At 67.8% G+C, this 21,071-nt stretch carries 21 protein-coding genes and 1 pseudogene; 14 read left to right on the top strand and 8 right to left on the bottom strand.

The window, feature by feature from the left end; genetic code table 11:
- Positions 1–89 precede the first annotated feature (89 nt).
- Positions 90–1,232 carry a porin gene (locus tag HWX25_RS03115; protein ID WP_175907019.1) on the bottom strand — a complete coding sequence of 381 codons (1,143 nt, stop codon included), beginning with the start codon at positions 1,230–1,232 and terminating at the stop codon, positions 90–92.
- 117 nt (positions 1,233–1,349) lie between these two features.
- The gene (locus HWX25_RS03110) at positions 1,350–1,520 is read right to left on the bottom strand and encodes a hypothetical protein (protein WP_175907017.1); all 171 of its coding nucleotides are present in this window, start codon (positions 1,518–1,520) and stop codon (positions 1,350–1,352) included.
- A 21-nt stretch (positions 1,521–1,541) separates the two neighbouring features.
- Between HWX25_RS03110 and HWX25_RS03105 the strand changes: the two genes are divergently transcribed.
- From HWX25_RS03105 to HWX25_RS03090, 4 genes are all read left to right on the top strand, one after another.
- The gene (locus HWX25_RS03105) at positions 1,542–2,006 is read left to right on the top strand and encodes a VOC family protein (RefSeq protein WP_175907015.1); all 465 of its coding nucleotides are present in this window, start codon (positions 1,542–1,544) and stop codon (positions 2,004–2,006) included.
- Between the two features lie 73 nt (positions 2,007–2,079).
- Positions 2,080–3,321 carry a cytosine deaminase gene (codA, locus tag HWX25_RS03100; protein ID WP_175907013.1) on the top strand — a complete coding sequence of 414 codons (1,242 nt, stop codon included), beginning with the start codon at positions 2,080–2,082 and terminating at the stop codon, positions 3,319–3,321.
- 175 nt (positions 3,322–3,496) lie between these two features.
- A complete protein-coding gene (locus HWX25_RS03095) occupies positions 3,497–4,831 on the top strand; it encodes a chloride channel protein (RefSeq protein ID WP_175907011.1) in 1,335 nt (444 codons plus the stop codon).
- A gap of 233 nt (positions 4,832–5,064) precedes the next feature.
- Positions 5,065–5,796, top strand: coding sequence for a class I SAM-dependent methyltransferase (locus HWX25_RS03090; protein ID WP_175907010.1), 732 nt, complete (start codon positions 5,065–5,067; stop codon positions 5,794–5,796).
- Between the two features lie 24 nt (positions 5,797–5,820).
- Here HWX25_RS03090 and HWX25_RS03085 read toward each other — a convergent pair whose 3' ends face one another.
- Together HWX25_RS03085 and HWX25_RS03080 are read right to left on the bottom strand one after the other, a co-directional pair.
- Positions 5,821–7,239, bottom strand: coding sequence for a cytochrome c peroxidase (locus HWX25_RS03085; RefSeq protein WP_175907009.1), 1,419 nt, complete (start codon positions 7,237–7,239; stop codon positions 5,821–5,823).
- A 101-nt stretch (positions 7,240–7,340) separates the two neighbouring features.
- Positions 7,341–9,014: an alkaline phosphatase family protein gene (locus HWX25_RS03080; protein ID WP_175907008.1), complete on the bottom strand. Its 1,674-nt coding sequence runs from the start codon at positions 9,012–9,014 to the stop codon at positions 7,341–7,343.
- Positions 9,015–9,415: 401 nt separating this feature from the next.
- Between HWX25_RS03080 and HWX25_RS03075 the strand changes: the two genes are divergently transcribed.
- Positions 9,416–10,273, top strand: coding sequence for an EamA family transporter (locus tag HWX25_RS03075; protein ID WP_175907007.1), 858 nt, complete (start codon positions 9,416–9,418; stop codon positions 10,271–10,273).
- Between the two features lie 48 nt (positions 10,274–10,321).
- On the opposite strand, the gene HWX25_RS03070 is transcribed toward HWX25_RS03075, so the two are convergent.
- A complete protein-coding gene (locus tag HWX25_RS03070; protein WP_006479071.1) occupies positions 10,322–10,795 on the bottom strand; it encodes an Lrp/AsnC family transcriptional regulator in 474 nt (157 codons plus the stop codon).
- Positions 10,796–11,115: 320 nt separating this feature from the next.
- Here HWX25_RS03070 and HWX25_RS03065 point away from each other — a divergent pair, with 320 nt between their 5' ends.
- The 6 genes from HWX25_RS03065 (at position 11,116) to HWX25_RS03040 (ending at position 15,462) form a co-directional block, all read left to right on the top strand.
- On the top strand, positions 11,116–12,501 hold the full coding sequence (locus HWX25_RS03065; RefSeq protein ID WP_059525363.1) for an amino acid permease: 1,386 nt from the start codon (positions 11,116–11,118) through the stop codon (positions 12,499–12,501).
- Between the two features lie 43 nt (positions 12,502–12,544).
- Complete coding sequence (locus tag HWX25_RS03060; RefSeq protein WP_059819044.1) at positions 12,545–13,747, top strand: amino acid aminotransferase; 1,203 nt, start codon at positions 12,545–12,547, stop codon at positions 13,745–13,747.
- Positions 13,748–13,877: 130 nt separating this feature from the next.
- On the top strand, positions 13,878–14,276 hold the full coding sequence (locus HWX25_RS03055; protein WP_175907006.1) for a DUF488 family protein: 399 nt from the start codon (positions 13,878–13,880) through the stop codon (positions 14,274–14,276).
- Between the two features lie 115 nt (positions 14,277–14,391).
- Positions 14,392–14,682: a DUF1488 domain-containing protein gene (locus HWX25_RS03050; protein ID WP_059525369.1), complete on the top strand. Its 291-nt coding sequence runs from the start codon at positions 14,392–14,394 to the stop codon at positions 14,680–14,682.
- Positions 14,683–14,698: 16 nt separating this feature from the next.
- The gene (locus tag HWX25_RS03045; RefSeq protein WP_059819047.1) at positions 14,699–14,938 is read left to right on the top strand and encodes a hypothetical protein; all 240 of its coding nucleotides are present in this window, start codon (positions 14,699–14,701) and stop codon (positions 14,936–14,938) included.
- A gap of 170 nt (positions 14,939–15,108) precedes the next feature.
- A complete protein-coding gene (locus tag HWX25_RS03040) occupies positions 15,109–15,462 on the top strand; it encodes a metal ABC transporter ATPase (protein WP_175907005.1) in 354 nt (117 codons plus the stop codon).
- Between the two features lie 18 nt (positions 15,463–15,480).
- Here HWX25_RS03040 and HWX25_RS03035 read toward each other — a convergent pair whose 3' ends face one another.
- From HWX25_RS03035 to lhpI, 3 genes are all read right to left on the bottom strand, one after another.
- Positions 15,481–16,260 (bottom strand): helix-turn-helix domain-containing protein, encoded by a 780-nt coding sequence (locus HWX25_RS03035; RefSeq protein WP_059525375.1) that lies wholly within the window; start codon positions 16,258–16,260, stop codon positions 15,481–15,483.
- Between the two features lie 17 nt (positions 16,261–16,277).
- Positions 16,278–16,685 carry a response regulator transcription factor gene (locus HWX25_RS03030; RefSeq protein ID WP_059690044.1) on the bottom strand — a complete coding sequence of 136 codons (408 nt, stop codon included), beginning with the start codon at positions 16,683–16,685 and terminating at the stop codon, positions 16,278–16,280.
- A 182-nt stretch (positions 16,686–16,867) separates the two neighbouring features.
- Positions 16,868–17,803, bottom strand: coding sequence for a bifunctional Delta(1)-pyrroline-2-carboxylate/Delta(1)-piperideine-2-carboxylate reductase (gene lhpI / locus HWX25_RS03025; protein ID WP_059525712.1), 936 nt, complete (start codon positions 17,801–17,803; stop codon positions 16,868–16,870).
- Positions 17,804–18,069: 266 nt separating this feature from the next.
- Here lhpI and HWX25_RS03020 point away from each other — a divergent pair, with 266 nt between their 5' ends.
- The 3 genes and pseudogenes from HWX25_RS03020 (at position 18,070) to HWX25_RS03010 (ending at position 21,018) form a co-directional block, all read left to right on the top strand.
- Positions 18,070–18,807, top strand: coding sequence for a FadR/GntR family transcriptional regulator (locus HWX25_RS03020; protein ID WP_175907004.1), 738 nt, complete (start codon positions 18,070–18,072; stop codon positions 18,805–18,807).
- 122 nt (positions 18,808–18,929) lie between these two features.
- Positions 18,930–20,051 (top strand): annotated as a pseudogene (locus HWX25_RS03015) (branched-chain amino acid ABC transporter substrate-binding protein).
- Between the two features lie 55 nt (positions 20,052–20,106).
- Positions 20,107–21,018, top strand: a complete 912-nt coding sequence (locus HWX25_RS03010; protein WP_175907002.1) for a proline racemase family protein — start codon at positions 20,107–20,109, stop codon at positions 21,016–21,018.
- Positions 21,019–21,071 lie beyond the last annotated feature (53 nt).

Genomic DNA, 21,071 nt, shown 5'->3' with positions numbered 1-21,071 from the left:
CATTGATGCACGTCGCCCGCGTTGCACGAACCCGTCCGTCAAGACAGGTTCGCGGCAGGCGGGCGACATGCGGTCCTGCGGCGCCGAACTCAGAAGCGCGTGCGCATGCCGATCGTGCCGACGATCTGGTTCGCGGTGCTCGATGCGCCGCCCGACGTGTTGATGAACGCCTGGTAGCCGCGGCCCGACGCGTGCTGATACATCGCTTCCGCGTACAGGTCGGTGCGGCGCGACAGCTTGTACACCGCCTGCAGGTCGACCTGGTGCCACTTCGGATCGGTGCCGTGCTTGCTGTCCGGGTTCGACACGCTGGCGTCCGTGTATACGTACGCGGCGCCGAGGCTGACGGCCGGCGTCACCGCGTAGCGCACGTTCACGTCGTAGTTGTTGAATGCGACCTGGCCGGTGGAACCGAACGAGCCCGAGTTGTCGTACTGCGAACGCGTGTAGACGAAGCCGACCGTCGCCGGACCGAACACGTAGCTGACGCCGCCGCCGTAGCTGCGCATGCGGTCCGCGCCCACCGACCAGCCGCCCTGGCTCACGCTCTTCGCTTCGGCCACGTCCGTCGCGCCCGGGCTCGCGCTCGTCGAGCCCTTCGTGCCGTTCATCTGCAGGTAAGCGCCGGCCAGCTTCAGCGGGCCGTTCGTGTAGCTCGCTGCGACGCTGTACGCACGGTTGCCAGCGAAGTTCGTCGAGTTCGAGAAGCCGTACAGCGCGCCGACCTTGAAGCCCGCGATCGTGTCGCTCGTGTACTTCACCGCGTTGTTGATGCGCACCGAGTGGTTCAGGTTGTCGTTGTCGAACGGGTGCGCGAAGCCGGTATCGCCGAAGTCGCCGGCCGTCGCGGACAGCGGCGCGACGAAGTCGACCATCGTGTCGTACTGGCGGCCGAGCGTCAGCGTGCCGTAGCCGCTGCTGGTCAGGCCGACGTACGCGTGGCGGCCGAACAGCTTGCCGTCCTGGCCGAGCGCGCCGTTGTTGACGTTGAAGCCGTTCTCGAGGACGAACAGCGCCTTCACGCCGCCGCCGAGATCTTCCGTGCCGCGCAGGCCGAAGCGGCTGCCGTTGACGGTGCCGCTGGTCATGCGCCACAGCGATGCGCCGCCCGCGTTGTTCGTGTACGCGATGCCGGCATCGATCAGGCCATACAGCGTGACCGAGCTCTGTGCATGCGCGAGCGGGGCGAACAGCGCGGTGGCGGATGCGGCGGCAATCAGGGTTTTGTTCATGTAACTGCTCCTGCGTGTGGGACGAGTGACCAAAGTTCGGCGCAAGTGTAGGGGCGGGGTCGCGCGATTGCGGCCGCCGGCGCGCGAGTGCACCGTTGCGAGTTGCGCAAGAGTGCGTCACATGGCGTTCACAAATCGATGCGGAGGCCGGATGGCGTGAGTTTTCGTCGACGGCGCGACGCGAGATGCAGGCCAGCGGCGTTCGCCGTGTCGCGCATTGACAACACGGGCGTCACCGGTGCGGGAGTTGATTGCCGCGCCGCGCGCGTGGAGAATGAGCAGACCCATGCCGAGATCCGGAGACATCCGATGACCACGCCTCGCCGTCCGTCGTTCAGTTCCGCGCTGTGCTACCGCAACCCGAAAGCCGCGCTGGCATGGCTCGAACGGGCATTCGGCTTCGAGCGCTCGATCGTCGTCACCACGCCGGAAGGCGACATCGCGCATGCCGAAATGAAATTCGGCGACGGCCTCGTCATGATCGGCGGCACATGGGCCGACTTCATCGCGTCGCCGGAAGACATCGGCGATCGCAACACGCAGCACGTCCACGTGCACCTTCCCGACGACGCGGACATCGACGCGCACTGCGAGCGCGCACGTGCGGCCGGCGCGGAGATCCTGCAGGCGCCGGCCGACCAGTTCTACGGCGATCGCATGTATCGCGCGCGCGATCCCGGCCGGCATGTGTGGACGTTCGGCAAGCACGTGCGCGACGTGACGAACGACGAGATGAGCGCGGCCACCGGCCTGACGATCAAGGATTTCAACTAAGCGCGGCACGCATCGCCGGAGCCGGTTTTCCCCACCACGCGGCGCGCTGGCGCCGCATGACGCCTGGACCCACATGAATCTCTTCAATGCACGCCTGCGCGGTCGCGACGGGCTGTTCACGATCGGCATCGACGGCGACAGAATCGCGCGGATCGACGCGCAAGCCGCGCCGGTGGCCGCCGTCGGCGCCGGCGATGTCGATGCGGGCGGCCGGCTCGCGATTGCTCCGCTCGTCGAACCGCACATCCATCTCGACGCGGTGCTCACGGCCGGCGAGCCGGCCTGGAACATGAGCGGCACGCTGTTCGAGGGAATCGAGCGCTGGTCCGAGCGCAAGGCGACGATCACGCATGCGGACACGAAGACGCGCGCGCATGCGGCGATCGGCATGCTGCGCGATCACGGCATCCAGCACGTGCGCACCCATGTCGACGTCACCGATCCGACGCTGGCCGCGCTGAAGGCGATGCTCGAAGTGAAGGACGAGGCGCGCGGGCTGATCGACCTGCAGATCGTCGCGTTTCCGCAGGAAGGCATCGAGTCGTTCGACGGCGGCCGCGCGCTGATGGAACAGGCGATCGAGCTTGGCGCGGACGTCGTCGGCGGCATTCCGCATTTCGAGAACACGCGCGAGCAGGGCGTCAGCTCGATCCGCTTCCTGATGGAACTGGCCGAGCGCACCGGCTGCCTCGTCGACGTGCACTGCGACGAGACCGACGATCCGCAGTCGCGCTTTCTGGAAGTGCTCGCGGAAGAAGCGCGCGTGCGCGGGATGGGCGCGCGCGTGACGGCGAGCCACACGACCGCGATGGGTTCGTACGACAACGCGTATTGCTCGAAGCTGTTCCGGCTGCTGAAGCGAGCGGGCCTGAACTTCGTGTCGTGCCCGACCGAGAGCATCCATTTGCAGGGGCGCTTCGACACGTTTCCGAAGCGGCGCGGCGTCACGCGCGTCGCGGAACTCGACCGCGCGGGCCTGAACGTGTGTTTCGGACAGGATTCGATCAAGGATCCGTGGTATCCGCTCGGCAACGGCAACATCCTGCGCGTGCTCGACGCCGGGCTGCACATCTGCCACATGATGGGCTACCAGGACCTGCAGCGCTGCCTCGACTTCGTGACCGATCACAGCGCGACGACGATGCATCTCGGCGACGGCTACGGGATCGCGGTCGGACGGCCGGCGAATCTGGTCGTACTCGACGCGGACAGCGACTACGAAGCCGTGCGCCGGCAGGCGAAGGCCACGCTGTCGGTGCGCCACGGGAAGGTGATCATGCGGCGGGAGCCGGAGCGCATCACGTATCCGCAGTAGTGCGATCGGGGCGGCGGCGCGCACCGCCATGGGTCGCCGCCGCTCGTGCATTCGAAAAATGCATGAGTTGATCAGAAAAATACGTTTGTCTCATGAGAGGCCGAAGCCTACGATGCGGTCCTGACGGCGGCGTGCATGGTGCGCGCCGTCTTGTCGATTCTCGTTCGCCGACCTCATGCGCCTCGATCTCCCGTCCGCTCCCGCTTCTTCTTCGCCGTCGGCCAGCCCGTTCGCGCGGATGGCTGCCGTCACGGTCCTGACCGGCGTCGGCGCAGGCGTCGGCGGGATGCTGCTCGCGTTGCTGCTGCACGCGATCCAGCATGTGGCCTACGGCTACAGCCTGGCGCACGTCGTCGGGACCGAGAGCTTCCTCGCGGGCGTGACCGGCGCCGAGCCGCTGCGCCGGCTCGCGGTGCTCGTCGTCTGCGGGCTCGTCGCGGGCGGCGGCTGGTGGGCGCTTTACCGGTTCGGCCAACCGCTCGTCAGCATCCGCCGGGCCGTTCGCGCCGCCGATCCGCGGATGCCGTTCGTCAGCACGACGGTGCACGCGCTGCTCCAGATCGTCACCGTCGCGCTCGGTTCGCCGCTCGGCCGCGAAGTCGCGCCGCGCGAGATCGGCTCGCTGCTGGCCGGGCGGCTCGCGCACCGCGCGGGGCTCACGCCCGCCGATTGCCGGCTGATGGTCGCGTGCGGCGCGGGCGCCGGCCTCGCGGCCGTCTACAACGTGCCGCTCGGCGGCGCCGTGTTCGTGCTCGAAGTGCTGCTCGGCACGTTCGAACTGCGGGCGCTGGTGGTGGCCGTCGTCACGTCGGCGATCGCGGCGGCCGTCGCATGGATCGGGCTCGGCAACGAACATCAGTACACGGTGCCTGCGTTCGCGCTGAGCGCGCCGCTGGTCGCGTGGTCGATCGTCTGCGGGCCGCTGTTCGGTTTTGCCGCCTACGGCTTCGTGCGGCTCACGACTCGCGCGCGGGCGGATGCGCCGAAGGGTCGCCTGCTCCCCGTGCTCGCGCTGGTCAACTTCGCGGTCATCGGCGTGCTCGCGATGCGGTTTCCGGAGCTGCTCGGCAATGGCAAGGGGCCGGCTTCACTGGGCTTCGACGGCACGCTGACGATCGGCGTCGCGGCGACGCTGCTCGTGCTGAAGGTGCTGATCGAGGCGGGCAGCCTGCGCGCGGGGGCGGAGGGCGGGCTCCTGACGCCGGGGCTCGCGAACGGCGCGCTGCTGGGCGTCGTGCTCGGCGGGATGTGGAGTCTCGTGTGGCCGGGCGCGTCGATCGGCGGATGCGCGCTGATCGGCGCGACCGCGTTCCTTGCCGCGTCGATGCAGATGCCGATCACGGCCGTCGTGCTGCTGCTCGAGTTCACGCGTGTGAATCACGACAGCCTGGTGCCGATGCTGCTGGCCGTGGCCGGCTCGCTCGTTGCGTATCGGTTCGCGCAGCAACTGGCGGAGCGGCGGATGGATGCCGCCGCAACCGTCGGCACGCCGGCGACGGCGACACGGTAGCCAGCGCGCGCCGTCGCAATCCTTGCCGTTTCCCGTTTCCCGGCTTCCGCGCAAGCGCCTGGCGCCGGTCTCGGCCGCGGCCGCTGCACGAGCCGCAGCGTGTCCAATTCGCCACCGGTGTGCCAAGGTGCGGTTAGCTCGCAGCCTGTCATGAATGATCGGCACCTCGAACGTCGCCAGCAGCACGCCGATCGTGCAGAATCGAGCCTCCGATTCCCGCCGACGGATGCCGCATGACCGATCCGAACGAACCATCCGCACGCCGCGTGTATGCGAGCTTCGCGCAACGCTACGCGGACATCGCGCCGACCAAGGCGCACAACGCACTCTACGAGCGCCCGGCGACGATGGCGCTGCTCGGCGACGTCGACGGCCTGACGGTCCTCGACGCCGGCTGCGGGCCTGGCATCTGCAGCGAGCATCTCGCGCGCCACGGTGCGACCGTTCATGCGTTCGACATCACGCCCGAGATGGTCGCGCTCGCGAGCGCGCGCTGCGCGGGGCTCGCGGTCGACGTCGCCGAGGGCGATCTCGCGGCGCCGCTCGACTGGCTGCCCGACCACGCGTTCGACGCGATCCTGTGTTCGCTCGCACTCGACTACGTGCGCGATCTCGCGCCGACGTTGCGCGAATTCAGGCGTGTCGCGCGGCCAGACGCGCCGCTGGTGTTCTCGATGGCGCATCCGATGCGCGACTGGATGGACGAGCGTACGCGCGGGGACGGCACGTACTTCGATACGAGCCGTTTCGGCTTTTACTGGTCGGGTTTCGGCGAACCGAAGCCCTACGTCGAAGCATGGCGCCGGCCGCTTGCCGACATCCTGAACGCGCTCCCCGACGCCGGCTGGCGGCTCGAGCGATTCGTCGAACCGACGCCGCTGCCGGCGATGAAGGCCGTGTCGGAGCGGCTCCATGCGGAGCTGTCGCTGGCTCCGGCGTTCCTCTGCATCCGCGCGCGCCGCTGACGACGCGCGGCGGACCGCCGATGCTCAGCGTGCCGGCGCGTCGGTCAGCGTGCCGAGAAACGCTTCGATATCCTTGATGTCCTGCGCGGTCATCGCGGGCTTGTCACCGGGTTTGCGGTCGAACGGCGCATCGGTCACGTCGACGTTCGCGCGGTACTTCGGCGGAATGTCGTCATATTCGTCGACCTTGCCGTCCGCGCCGCGCGAATAGAACTTCTGCGGCGAGATGCTGCGCTCGTTGTAGAACGCCATCACCTGGTCGAGCGTGTGGAACACGCCGTTGTGGAAGAACACGTGGCGCGTCGCCGCGTTGCGCAGCGTCGGCGTGAGGAACATCGCGCAGTACTGCGTCTGGTCCTTGAGATCCTCGCGGAACGGCCCGCACACGCCGAGATCGTGGAACGCCGGGTTGCGGTTCTGCTCGAGCGCCATGTTGCGCGGCGCACCAAGTGCCTCGTACTGGTAGTCGGTAAACATCGGCGGCAAGCCGTCCTTGCCGGGCTTCGACAAGTGGCAGCCCGCGCAATTCGCCTTGTCCGGATCGTTGAAGAGCCGCAGCCCGCGCAATTCGGCCTGCGTCAAGCGCGCACGGCCTTCGAGCCAGCGGTCGTATTTGCTGTCGTACGGATGGAACGACGGATCCTCGACCTGATAGCGCGCGATCGCGAACATCGCCTCCGACACCAGAAGCTGCGGGCTGGAGAACACGCGCGCGCCGAACAGTTGCTCGAACTGCGCGCGATGCGACGACTGCGCGAGCTTGCGCGCGACGTCGTCGATGCCCGCATTCGCCATCTCGACCGGGTTCAGCAGTGGCCCGAACGCCTGCTGCTGCAGCGTATCGGCGCGGCCGTCCCAGAACATCCCGCCCTGCGGCACGAGCTGCGGCGCGGCCGACGCGCCGGCCACCTTTTGCGCCTTGACGACCCCGGCCGCCGATGCCGCCTGCTGCGCGACGCTCGGCGCGGCGTCGTTTTCGCCCGCATCGGGGCCGATGCTGAAGTTCGGCTGACGATACAGATACATCAGCGACGGCGGCGGGCGGTAGCCCTGCTGCGTCATCGCGAGGCCGCCCGGCTGCACGTCGAGCCCGTTCGGCGGCCCGTACGCATGGTCGGGGCTGTGGCACGACGCGCACGACTGCTTGCCGGATGCCGACAGCGACGGATCGGCGAACAGCGCACGCCCGAGCTGCGCGACGGCCGACAGCGGCTGCGCGGCCGGGCGCTGCAGCACGACCGGATGCGGATTCGCGCCCGTCCAGTCGGCGACGACGTCGCCGATCGCCGCCGGCGTGCGGGCCGGAAACGCGATCGCGAATGCGCCGTAGCCGAGTACGGCCGCGCCGAGCGCGAACGCCGCGCGGCGCACCGCGCGGGCAGGAGAACGCGGCGCGGCGGCGCCGGATGCGTCGGGAGACGGGAACGCGGGACGAGCTGTCATGCTGTCGGTCGAAAGTCGGGCGCCGCGTGAAAGCGGCGCGTCAAACGGAAACGGCCGGCGCACGATGCGCCGGCCAGCTGCTGCCGGTTACGCGATGCCGGTCAGATCGACGGCGCCGCGCTCAGCACGGTGCCTTGCGTCGGATCGAGATACAGCGGCGCCGTATTCGGCTTCGACGAGAAGTCGAACAGCCCGCGCAGGTCGCCTGCCGTCGCATCGAACGAACCGCCGCCGATGCGCTGGCCGCCGAGCCAGTTGTCCTCGATGAAGCGCACGACGGACGCCTGGTCGATCATCGTGTGGTCGACGTAGTTCTGCTTCGCATACGGCGAGATCACGACGAGCGGGATGCGCACACCCGGACCGCATCGGCCGTTCACCGTGCCGCCGTTCACGCCGGTGGTGCCGCCCGAGCCGCACACGCCGTTGCCGTTCAACTGGTCGACCGCGTCGGACGACGAATGCGTCGGCGCCGTGTATGCGTGGTCGTACCAGCCGTCCGAGTCGTCATAGGTGACGATCACGGCCGTGTTCTGCCAGTCCGGCTGCTGCTGCAGGAAGTTGACGACCTTCGTCACGAACGCCTGCTCGTCGAGCGGATCCGAATAGCCCGCGTGCGCGTCCTGCGCGGCCGGCGCCTTCAGGAAGCTGACCGACGGGAAGTTGCCGGCCTTCACGGCCGCGAAGAAGTCGTCGCTGTCGTACTGATGGTTCGCCGGTTCGGCCGTCTTGCCGTCGGCTTCGAAGCTCGAACCGATCGCCGCGACCGCGCTCGGCCGCGTGTGCTGCGGGTTGGCGGTCGACGCGTAGTACTGGAACCAGTTGTGGTGCGGGATGTAGTCGGCCGTCGCGGCGTTCACGGCGGTGGCGACGGTGCTGCGGCTACAGCCGGTCGTGCCGTTGCTGTTGGTCGTCGACAGGTTGAAGCCGCCCATGAAGCCGCCCCACGTGATCTTCGCCGCGTTCAGCAGGTCGCCGATGTTCTTGCCGCTCATCATCGCCTGGTCGGTCGTGCTCGAGCACACGTCGTAGCCGGGGTCGACGTCGTTGATCATCGTGAAGCCGCCCTGGCCGTCGTTGATGTAGTACGACGTGGCGGCGAGCGTCGACGGCTGCTTCGACGTCTTGACGATCTGCATCCCGTTGGTCTGGCCCGACACGACGTTCAGCGCGCCCGGCGTCGACGGGCCGTAGACCGTCGTATACGCGTTGTCGCTCATCGCGAAGCGCTGCGCGTAATTCCACAGCGCGGTCACGGTGTTGCCGTCGAAATAGCCCATCACCTGGCCCTTCGTGCCGAACGCGCCGGCGCCGCCGGACGAGCCCTTGCCCGTGTATTTCGGGAACAGGTCGGCGAGGCCGTTGTCCTCGGCCTGCTGCTCGGCCGTGTACGCGTGGTTCTGGTCGGCGGTCGCGGCTTGCGTGCGGTCCAGGCGGAACGGGTTCGCGGCGTCGGTGCCGTTGGCCGTGTTCGTGAAGTTCGGGTTCGCGGTGAGCAGCGTGCCCGTCAGCCCGTTGATCGTCGGCGTGCCGGGCTTCGCGGTGAACGCCGGTTCGCCGGACGGGTTCGACGCGTTCGGGTAGGTGCCGAAGTAGTGGTCGAACGACACGTTCTCGCCGTAGATCACGACGACGTGCTTGATCGGCGTGGCGGTCTGCAGCGCATCCTGCGACGACACGGCGGGCGTCGACGAGGGGTCGTCGCTGCCGCCGCAGGCGAACAGCGCAAGCGCCGCGCCGGCGCACGCGGTGACGAGCAAGGCTTGACGGAACATCGGGAAACTCCAGGTAGGTTTTCGATGGTGGAGCGCGGCCCCGTTGCCGTGTCGGTTCGGCGCGAAGCTCGCGATAGAGCACCGGCATTGAAACAGTCCGGTATGAAGATATGGGGGCGGAGCGGTTTCGCGACGGTTGCGCCGCGGTATCGATTTCATTACGGCGCGACGCGGCGCGAAAGAAAGCGGAAAGGGACGGAGCGGATGCAACCCGGGCGACACATTCGGCGATCGGCACGGCCATGGCCGCGGATGTCGCGCGGGGCGGGCGATGGCGCACGGCGGGCCGGTTCGTCCGGGATGCCGGGCCGCGTTCCTTTTTGACAATCGGGTGACGCATTCATACGATGGTTGGCTCGCGGTGACGATTTCGCGTTGCCGCCCGTCAGCGAGTGTTCAGCGTGCCGATCCCCGTTCTATTTGCCGTCCTGTGCGCCGCCTTCCTGCATGCGGCGTGGAATGCGCTCGTGCGCAGCAGCGGCGACCGGCTGCGCTCGGCCACGGTGCTGCAGATCGCGATCGGGCTGTTCGCGCTGCTGTTCCTGCCGGCCGCCGCGCCGATCACGCCCGCGAGCTGGGTTTGCGTCGTCGCGTCGGCGGTGATCCACGTCGTCTATACGCTGCTGCTAGTGCGCGCTTACGAGCACGGCGACCTGACCGTCGCGTATCCGGTCGCGCGCGGCACCGCGCCGCTGCTCGTCACGCTCGGCGCGGCGGCGTTCGCGGGCGAGCGCCTGAACGCGGGCGCGCAATGCGGGCTCGTGCTGATCTGCGCGGGCATCATGGCGATCGGGCTGGAGCGGGGCCGCGGCGCGCGGCACCGGATGACGCAGGTGTTGCCGACCGCGTTCGCCACCGGCGTATCGATCGCCGCGTACAGCGTGGTCGACGGGATCGGCGTGCGGGAAAGCGGCAGCACGGTCGGCTATACGGCGTGGATGTTCGTGCTGACCGGGTCGCTGATGGCCGCTTACTACCGGCTGCGCACGGGGCCGCTGCGGCTCGCGCAGGATGTCGGCGAAACGGCGAAGGCCGCATGCGGCGGTGTCTTCGCGGCGCTTGCGTACGCGATCGTGATCTGGGCGATGGATCGCGCGCCGATGGGCCCGGTGTCGGCGCTGCGCGAAACGAGCGTGGTGTTCGCGGCGTTGATCGCCCGCGTGTATCTCGGCGAGCGGCTGACGCCGCGTCGCGCGGCGGGATGCATGGTGATCGCGGGCGGCGCGCTGCTGATCAGCGCGTTCGAGGCGGCGCGTTGAGCGCGGCAGCCGAAGGTCGCACCGCCCGGCCGATTGTGCGGAGTCGTGTCAGCTTTCCACCGGCATCGCGCTCGTGCACTTGATCTCGTCGAGGCACACGCTGGAATGCACGCCGCTCACGCCGGGAATCCGCATCAGCGTTTCGAGCAGGAACGTGGACAGCCCCTTCAGGTCATGCGCGACGACCTTCAGCACGTAGTCGATATCGCCCGTCACCGAGAAACATTCCTGGATCTGCGCGAGATCCGACACGAGCTTCTGGAACTTCGACAGGTCGCGGATATGCCCGCGCTCCATCGTCACGTGCACGAACGCGGTGACGCCGAACCCGAGCGTGTCGGGGCACAGACGGGTTTCGTAACGGCGGATCGCGCCAATTTCCTCCAGCCGCCGGTGGCGTCGCAGCGTCTGCGCGGGCGACAGGCCGACGGCCTTCGCCAGGTCGAGGTTCGACGCGCGGCCGTTCTCCTGCAGCACCGACAGCAAGTGGCGATCGATGCGATCGAGAACCGGTTCAGGCATTTTTGTTTCCTCATCTGTCTCCCGGATGCAATCTTATCTCATAATGTAGGGTTTGCATGAGCGGGTTACGCAACCCGATTTCGCCGTCGCGACGCTAAACTGACGCCGGATTTTCGTGTGCGCCCGCAGCAATGCTGGCGAGGGCGACGGTCGGCGGCCGGTCTGGCGGGCCTGCCGACAGGAAGCGGGTGTTGCCGCGCGAAGATTGCAGTCCCCCAACCCGGCGGCTCCACGAACGGCCGCCGGCACAGCAAAACAGCGCCCGGCACACCGAGGCGCGCCGCACCGCTTCCGGCGGAGGCGGGCAGAATGGAGAAGACATGGTTTCTGGAAACGAGAAGGACGGCCTGAAGCGGGGGTTGAAGAACCGGCACATCCAGCTGATCGCGCTCGGCGGCGCGCTCGGCACGGGGCTGTTCCTCGGCATCGCGCAGACGATCAAGATGGCCGGCCCGTCCGTGCTGCTCGGCTACGCGGTGGCCGGCGTCGTCGCGTTCTTCATCATGCGCCAGCTCGGCGAGATGGTCGTCGACGAGCCGGTCGCCGGCTCGTTCAGCTACTTCGCCGACAAGTACGTCGGCCACTTCACCGGTTTCCTGTCCGGCTGGAACTACTGGGTGCTGTACATCCTCGTCAGCATGGCCGAGCTGTCGGCCGTCGGGATCTACGTGCAGTACTGGTGGCCCGGCGTGCCGACCTGGGTGTCGGCGCTGGTGTTCTTCGTCGCGATCAACCTCCTGAACCTGGCGAGCGTCAAATCGTACGGCGAGACCGAATTCTGGTTCTCGATCATCAAGGTCGCCGCGATCGTCGGGATGATCGGCTTCGGCGGCTGGCTGCTCGCGAGCGGCCATGCGGGGCCGGAAGCCAGCATCGCGAACCTGTGGCAGCACGGCGGCTTCTTCCCGAACGGCGTGTCGGGGCTCGTGATGTCGATGGCGGCGATCATGTTCTCGTTCGGCGGGCTGGAGCTGATCGGCATCACCGCGGCCGAGGCCGACGATCCGAAGCACAGCATTCCGCGCGCGACCAACCAGGTGATCTACCGCATCCTGATTTTCTACATCGGTGCGCTGGCGGTGCTGCTGTCGCTGTATCCGTGGGAAAAGGTCGTCACCGGCGGCAGCCCGTTCGTGCTGATCTTCCACGCGCTGAGCAGCAACGTGGTCGCCAACGTGCTGAACGTGGTCGTGCTGACGGCCGCGCTGTCGGTCTACAACAGCGGCGTGTACAGCAACAGCCGGATGCTGTTCGGCCTCGCGAAGCAGGGCAACGCGCCCAAGGTGCTGTGCTCGGTGAACAAGCGCGGCATTCCGCTCGCCGCGCTCGGCGCGTCGGCGCTCGCGACCGGCGCGTGCGTGCTGGTCAACTACTTCATGCCGGGCAAGGCGTTCGAGGTGCTGATGGGCCTCGTCGTGTCGGCGCTGATCATCAACTGGGCGATGATCACGCTGATCCACCTGAAGTTCCGCCAGGCCAAGCGCATCGCCGGAGAGCAGACTTCCTTCCGCAGTCTGGGCTATCCTTTCACGAATTACCTGTGCCTGGCGTTCATGGCCGGCATTCTCGTCGTGATGTACCTGACGCCGGATCTCCGCCTGTCGGTGTACCTGATTCCCGTATGGCTCGCGGTGCTCGCGATCGGGTATCGCTTCCGGCAGAAGAATGCGGGCTACGCGATCCGCGACGGCGCGTCCGCCGGCTGACACGGGCATCACGACCATTCTTCCAAACGAGACCGACATAGCCATGTTCGAACACATCGACGCGTACCCGGGCGATCCGATCCTGACGCTCAACGAGAACTTCCAGAAAGATCCGCGCGATCAGAAGGTCAACCTGAGCATCGGCATCTATTTCGATGCCGAAGGCCGGATTCCCGTGATGGGTGCCGTGCGCGAAGCCGAAACCGCGCTGCAGCGCGACCTCGGCCCGAAGCCCTATCTGCCGATGGTCGGCCTTGCCGCGTATCGCGACGCCGTGCAGGCGCTCGTGTTCGGCGCCGATCACCCGGCGCGTGCGGCCGGCCGGATCGCGACCGTGCAGACGCTCGGCGGCTCGGGCGCGCTGAAGGTGGGCGCCGATTTCCTGAAGCGCTACTTCCCGGACGCGCAGGTGTGGCTCAGCGATCCGAGCTGGGAAAACCACCGCTTCATCTTCGAGCGCGCGGGCTTCACGGTGAACACGTACCCGTACTACGACGAAGCGACGGGCGGCCTGAAGTTTGACGCGATGCTCGCGGCGATCGACGCGCTGCCGGCACGCAGCATCGTGCTGCTGCACGCGTGCTGCCATAACCCGACCGGTGTCGATCTCGACGAAGGCCAGTGGGAGAAGCTGATCGACGTGATCGAGGCGCGCGGGCTGCTGCCGTTCGTCGACATGGCGTACCAGGGCTTCGGCGCGGGCCTCGACGCGGACGCGTTCGCGGTGCGCGAACTGGCGCGCCGCGGTGTGCCGACGCTCGTCGCGAACTCGTTCTCGAAGAACTTCTCGCTGTACGGCGAGCGCGTCGGCGGCCTGAGCGTCGTCTGCGAAGATGCGGCCGCGGCCGAGCGCGTGCTGGGCCAGCTGGCCGGCGCGGTGCGCTCGAACTACAGCAATCCGCAAACCTACGGCGCGAAGGTCGTGGCGACCGTGCTCAACACGCCCGCGTTGCGCAAGCAGTGGGAAGAAGAGCTCGCCGCGATGTGCCGCCGCATCGCGCGGATGCGCCAGTCGATCCACGACGGCCTGCGCGACCACGTCAGCGGCGAAGCACTGACGCGTTACGTGAAACAGCGCGGGATGTTCACGTACACGGGCCTGACCGAATCGCAGGTCGAAGCGCTGCGCGAAGTGCACGGCGTGTACATCCTGCGCTCGGGGCGCATGTGCGTCGCGGGGCTGAACGATTCGAACGTCGGCATCGTCGCGGATGCGATCGGCAAGGTGCTGAAGAGCGGCGTCTGACGGCGCGCCCGCGGGCGCACGATCGCATCGCCGAAACCGGCTGTTTCCCTCGCGGAGACAGCCGGTTTTTTCTTGCGCGGCCGCGGTGCGGCGGTACGATGGCGGATCGAACGCATGGTGAAGGAGCGGCATGGCTATTCGAATCGTACGGCTCGGCACGCCGCGCGCGGCCGGCGAGGGCCTGAGGATCGGTACGGTGCGGCGACCGCCGCGCGGCGTACCGAAGGCGGAATTCGCATCGCGCGACTACTATGATGTGTGGTTGCCGACGCTGTCGCCGAGCCCTGAGCTGGTCGCGCAGGCGCAGGCCGCCGAAACCGACGCAGAATGGCGTGCGTTCACGCGCCACTTCCGCGCGGAGATGGCGCATGGCGACGCGCCGAAGGTGCTGGACCTGCTCGCCGCGCTGTCGGCGACGAGCGCGTTTTCGATCGGCTGCTACTGCGAGGACGAGCGCCGCTGCCATCGCAGCGTGCTGCGCGAACTGCTCGCGGAGCGCGGTGCGGCGCTCGACACGGATGCGGGCTGAATCCCGTCGGGCGGCACGACGGTGAGCCGCCTCGTGCGGCGCAGCGAGCCGGTTGACGTGGGTCAAGCGTGCGGCGGCGTGGGCCGTTATGCTCACGTCATGAATCGTCCCGACGATGACAGGCGGACAGATGCAGATAGCCTTTCCACCGGAACCGCCCGAATATTGCGCACGCGATCTGGTCGTGGCGTTTTCGGCGCTGGTCGACGGCCGCTGCGTGCAGTGCGCGATCACGGCTGAAGCGCTGGAAGACCATTTCGGCGCGCCGTCGCTGCTCGAACGGGATTTGCTGCATGCGTTCGAAGCGCACCGGTCGGCGATCGAGGCGATGGCACGACGGATGCTCGACGAAATCGGCGGCCGGCCGGTGTTGCTGCACAGCGGTCACTTCCGGATGGATGACTGATTCCGCAGGAGGATGCATGACACTGCAAGGCACGATTCATGAGCGCGACTGGTCGGTCGAGATCGAGACGCGGCAGTGCGAATCCGGCGAATTCCGGTGCCGCGTGACGGTCGAGCACGGCAGCGGGCCGGCGCGCTTTCACCACACGTTCGAGCACAGTCATGCGTACCCGACCGAGCACGAGGCGGCGATCGAAGGGTTGCGGGCCGGGATGACATGGATCGAAATGAAGGCGTCGCAGACATTCAACGTATGAACCGCATCGTGCCGATGGCGGCGCGAATGCAACGCTGCCAGGGCAGTAATCGCCGCGGCCGTCATCGCGCTGCGTGAAGCAGGATCGTGCCGCGCGCAGGACACCGAGGCACGGAGACACAGGAACAGGCAACGCCGCCGACGAGCGGCGACCCCGTCAGGAGGAGCGCCATGGGCGTGGGCATGCAGATCGTCTGCGTCGGATTCGCGGGTTCCGCCGCGCTGGAAGCAGAAGCGGGGGTGCAGTTGGTGCGGCTGGAGCGATTCCGCGCACGGCTGGAGGATTGCCGTCTGGTGATCGAATCGCGCCCGCGCATGGACGGCGGCCTGGCCTACGACGTGCGGCTCGAGCTGACCATGCGCGGCCGCTCGCCGGTATCGCTGCCGTGCAGCACCGGCGACGACCTGGTCGACGTGCTTGGCCGCGTGTTCACGCGGGCCGAGCAGGCACTGTCCGCATGGCAGACGGGCGAATCCGAAGCGGTCGCGCTGCACGCGGCTACGCCAGGCGCCACCGCGCAATGACGCGCGACGCGCCGTGCGTCACACCTGCGCGAGCGCCTGTGCGTCGATGATCCGCACGCGCTTGCCGCGCGTTTCGACGAGGGAATCCCGATGGAATCGCGAGAACATCCGGCTGACGGTCTCGAGCTTCATGCCGAGATAACAGCCGATCTCCTCGCGCGTCATCCGCAGGTTGAATTCCGATGCCGAATAGCCGCGCGCCTCGAAGCGCGACGACAGGTTCAGCAGGAAATGCGCGACGCGCTGCTCGGCCGACATCGTGCCGAGCAGCAGCATCTGGCTCGACTCGCGGACGATCTCGCTGCTCAGCATCTGGTAGAGGAAATGCTGCATCGGCTTCATTTCGCGGCACGCCGCCTCGAGTGCGCCGAACGGGATGACGCACACGACGCTGTCCTCGAGCGCGATCGCGTCGCAGCAGTGCTGGCCGCCGCCGATGCCGTCCATGCCGAGCGTTTCGCCGGCGATCTGGAAGCCGGTCACGTGCTCGCGGCCGTCGCGATGCATCATCACCGTCTTGAATGAGCCCGCGCGCACGGCGTAGATGCTGTGAAACGGATCGTCGGTTCGGAACAGCGCGTCGCCCTGGCGAACCTGGCGCGTCGAACAGATGATCGCGTCCAGGCGGCCGTATTCGGCGGCGGTCAGGTGCGGCGGCAGGCACAGCGAGCGCATCAGGCAAGCCGAGCAGCGCGCGGCGGGATGCTTCGCGCCGTCGTTACGTGAGATCGCGGGAAGCGGAATCGTTGGCCGAGGCGCTACGGATGGGTCGGCGGCGCAGGCGGTGGCTGTGGACATGAGTCACTCCGGCTCGGTCAGGGGCGGTGCGCACGAGCGCGCACCAGGGATTCGATGACGTGGCATGCGGCGTCGAATTCGGCGGTCTTGTCGAAGAAATAGTCGGCGCCCGCCGTCGCGCATGCCTCCCTGAATGCCGGCGCCGAGTGGTTCGTCAGCACGATCGTGACGATCCGCGGCGCAGCCTTCGACAGCATCCCGATCAGGTCGAGACCGCTGCCGTCAGCGAGCCGCAGGTCGACGATCACGACGTCCGCGTGGCTGCCGCGGATGTGCGTCAGTGCGTCCTCGCCGTCTTCCGCCTCGCCGACGACCACGACGCCGCGGATCGCGCCGACGAGCAGCGCGATCCGTTGCCGGACGGCAATGGCGTGATCGACGAGAAACACCCGGAGTGCGACGGCGGGCGACAGGCTGGCATTCATGCCGGCAGTATCGTGTTGCGCCGCCGAAAATGAAATCGGCCGAATTGGAAGTTTGTGTAGGCCGCTGCGACGCGTTGTAGGGCGTTTCCTACAACGCGTACGGGAAAGAGGCGAGGCCGTGTGCGGGCGACACCGGGTGCGGCCCGCGCAGGGGGGGCGGATCGGGGGCCGCTGCCGCGGAATCAGCCGGCCGCGCGTGCGTCCAGTGCGTCGCGGGCCGTGCGGCACGCGGCCAGATCCCACGCGGCGCAGCCGACCGTTTTGAACAGCAGCGGCCCGCTGCGCTCGAACGCGCCGCGCAGCACGTCGGCGAGCGACGCGACCTGCCGCCAGTCGACTTGCGCGACGATCAGGTCGCCGGCCTCGTGGCGCGCGCCGGCCGGGTCGTCGACGACGAGCCGGCTGTGGCGCACGGTGTCGGCGTCGATCTCGGCGGCATCCGCGGTGAACGCGCCGACGCCGACCACGAGACGGCCTTCGCGCGCCGCTTCGCGATAGACGGGCGTGCGGCTCGTCGTCAGCGTGACGACGACGTCGATCGCATCGGGAATCGCGTCGCCGTCGAGCGGCACGAGCTGCGGCGCCTGCGCGCGGTGCGCGGCGCAGAACGCGGCCGCGCTGTCGGCGCGCGAGCCACGCACGTGCAGGCGCGCGTCCGGGAAGATTGCCGCGAGCGCTTCCGCGTGATTGGCCGCCTGCTTGCCGGTGCCGATCAGCAGGATGTCGCGCGGCGCGGCGCCGTGCAGCGCCTGGATGCCGAGCGCGGTAATGGCTGCCGTGCGGCGCCCGGTGACCGTCGGGCCGTCGAGCACGAAGCGCAGCGCGCCCGTCGTCGCGTCGTATGCGCTCACCTGGCCGAGGATCGTCGGCAGTCCGCGCGCGCCGTTGCCGGGGCACACGTTCACGAGCTTGTGGCTCGCGAGGTCGCGTGCGCTCGACGGCATCGACAGCATCACGCCGCCCGCCTGCAGCGGCACGACCAGGCGTTCGGGGCTGACGATCTCGCCCGCCGCGTATTCGGCGACGGTGTGTGCGAGCGTGGCGAGCAGCGCGGGGTAGTCGAGCAGCGCGGCCGTTTCGGCGGCGTCGAACGCGGGAATCCGGGAGAGAGCGGTCATCGTGTCGGTCGGTGTTGTGTCGGTGGGCGGGGACGACGTGCGCATGGCGCACTTGCCCCGGAGGCTGCCGAATATCGAGACGGCAGTCATTCTGGATCGAATCTATACCAGTTGCCCGCCGACAGGCAAGCCGGAAAAGCCAGCAGACGGTCGATTTTGGTTCTAATATCCGTCCAGATGGGCGTCGCATACACCGGCGCCGGTATCGCTCCGGTATAGTGCGAACCCGTTTCCCCGTCCACCACCCGACCGGGCAGGAGCCCAAGATGATGTCCGCACGTCCCGAATCGCTCGAAGCCGGTTTCCGGCCGTTGCAGATCTACGAACAGGTCGCCGAGAAGATCCGCGACGAGATCCGCGCGGGGCGCTATGCGGCCGATTCGAGGCTGCCGTCGGAGCGCGAACTCGCGGCGCTGTTCCAGGTCGGCCGGCCGGCCGTGCGCGAGGCGCTCGGCGCGCTGCAGAACGAGGGGCTGGTGTTCACGAAGCGCAATTCGGGCACCTACGTCGTGTCGGCGCCGCTCGACGTGCTCGCGCAGCGCGGCGACACGCACAGCGTGCCCGACGCCGACTTCAGCCCGACGTCGACGCTCGACGTGCGGCTCATCCTCGAGCCGGCGATCGCGCGCCTCGCCGCCGCGCACGGACGCGCCGATCCCGTCGCCGAAGGCTATCTCGCGCAGATGGAAACCGTCGCCGACATCGACGATCCGCAGCAGCGGGCACTGTGGAACGAGAGCGACCGGCTGTTCCACCGCCAGCTCGCGTTGATGACCGGCGACGCGCTGATCGTGAAGATCGCGGAGGAAGTCGCGAAGACGATGGACCAGCCGCTGTGGAAGCGGCTGAAGGACGACGGCATCTACGACGCGGGCCGGATCCGGCTCTACGTGTCCGAGCACCGGCTGATCTACGAGGCGATCGTGTCGGGCGACGCCGATGCGGCCGCCTTCTACGTCGAACAGCATATTCTTCGTGTTCGGCGCGACATCACGCCGAAATGACGGGTATCACGCCAGTCTGGTCTTGAAAGTGACCAGAAGCGCAAAAATCATTTTGAAATTGCTTGCATACTGACCACTTGTGTCCTACATTGGTTCCACACAAAACCAATCAGGAGACAACCATGCGACACTTCGTTACCGCGCTCTCGGTGGCCGTTGCCGCCGGCGCGCTGACTTCCGCACACGCGCAGGAAGTCGTGATGATCGGCCATTCGGCACCGCTGACCGGCCCGCAGGCCGCCAACGGCAAGGACAATGAAAACGGCGCGCGCCTCGCCGTCGACGAGCTCAACAAGTCCGGCGTGAAGGTGGCCGGCAAGACGGTCACGTTCAAGCTGGTGTCCGAGGACGACCAGGCCGACCCGAAGGCGGGCGTGTAGGTCGCGCAGAACCTGGTCGACAAGGGCGTCGTCGCGGTGCTCGGGCCGTACAACTCGGGCGTCGCAATTCCGGCGTCGCGCGTGTACAGCAACGCGGGCGTGCCGATCCTGCCGGTCGCGTCGAACCCGGCGCTCACGCGGCAGGGTTTCAAGAACATCTTCCGGATCGGCGCGAGCGACGAACAGCTCGGCGGCACGATGGCGACCTTCGCTGCGAAGACGCTGAACGCGAAAACCGCCGCGGTCATCGACGATCGCACCGCGTACGGGCAGGGCGTTGCGGAGCAGTTCATGAACGTCGCGAAGGCGAACGGGATCAAGATCGTCGACCAGGAATACACGAACTCGTCGGCGACCGATTTCCTCGGCATTCTCACCAAGATCAAGGCCAGCAATCCCGACGTGATCTTCCTCGGCGGTTATGCGGCGCAGGGCGCGCCGATGGCGAAGCAAATGAAGCAGCGCGGGTTGCGCGCGAAGCTGCTCGGCGGCGACGGCATCTGCTCGGCCGACATGGGCAAGGTCGCGGGCGAGGCCGCGTCGATCGTCTACTGCGCGCAGGGTGGCGTCGCGCTCGAGAAGACGCCGGCCGGCCGCGAATTCCTGAAGAAATACCACGACACCTATCACACGGACACGCAGGTCTACGGCGTCAACTACTACGACGGCATGAAGCTGCTCGCCGACGCAATGGTCAAGGCCGGCACGACCACCGACAAGGCGAAGCTGATCGCGCAGCTGGCGAAGTCGAACTACGCGGGCGTCGCGGGCACCTATTCGTTCGACGAACGCGGCGACCTGAAGGGCGCGCCGACCACCGTCTACGTGATCCGCAACGGCCTGCCCGAGCCGTACGCGAAGTAACCGTCACCGGACGGCGTCGCGGCGCCGTCCTTCGTCTTCACGCCTTCGATCCTCCATGAAAATTTCCCGATCCCTTTCCACCGTCGAGGTCCACACCGGCGGCGAAGCCTTCCGCATCGTCACGAGCGGCTTGCCGCGCCTGCCCGGCGACACGATCGTCCAGCGCCGCGCATGGCTCAAGGAGAACGCCGACGAGATTCGCACGGCGCTGATGTTCGAGCCGCGCGGCCACGCCGACATGTACGGCGGCTACCTCACCGAGCCGGTGTCGGCGAACGCGGATTTCGGCGTGATATTCGTGCACAACGAAGGCTACAGCGACCATTGCGGACACGGCGTCATCGCGCTGTCGACCGCCGCGGTCGAGCTCGGCTGGGTGCGCTTCGTCAACGTGCCGTCGTTCATCTGGGAGCGCGACGTGTCGGTCGACACGCCGTCGTTCGGCATCGTGACCGGCGACATCGCGTACGGCGGCGCGTTCTATTTCTACGTCGACGGCGCGCCGTTCGACCTGCCGGTGCGCGAAGCGGCGGTGGAAAAGCTGATCCGCTTCGGCGCCGAGGTGAAGGCCGCCGCGAACGCGAAATATCCGGTCGTGCATCCGGAGATCCCCGAAATCAACCATATCTACGGCACGATCATCGCGAACGCGCCGCGCCATCCGGACTCGACGCAGGCGAACTGCTGCGTGTTCGCGGATCGCGAGGTCGACCGCTCGCCGACCGGCTCCGGCACCGGCGGGCGCGTCGCGCAGCTGTACCAGCGCGGGCTGCTCGCGGCCGGCGACACGCTCGTCAACGAGTCGATCGTCGGCACTGTGTTCAAGGGACGCGTGCTGCGCGAGACGACGGTCGGCGACATCCCGGCCGTGATTCCGGAAGTGGAGGGCAGCGCGCACATCTGCGGGTTCGCGAACTGGATCGTCGACGAGCGCGATCCGCTGACCTACGGTTTTCTCGTGCGCTGAACGACGGCGCACGGCACCCGGGTTGTACCAGGTTTGGCGCGCGGTCCCGCTGC

Source organism: Burkholderia sp. BCC1640 (assembly GCF_902833125.1).
GTDB lineage: Bacteria > Pseudomonadota > Gammaproteobacteria > Burkholderiales > Burkholderiaceae > Burkholderia > Burkholderia diffusa.
This window is presented reverse-complemented; position numbering and strand designations above follow the sequence as displayed.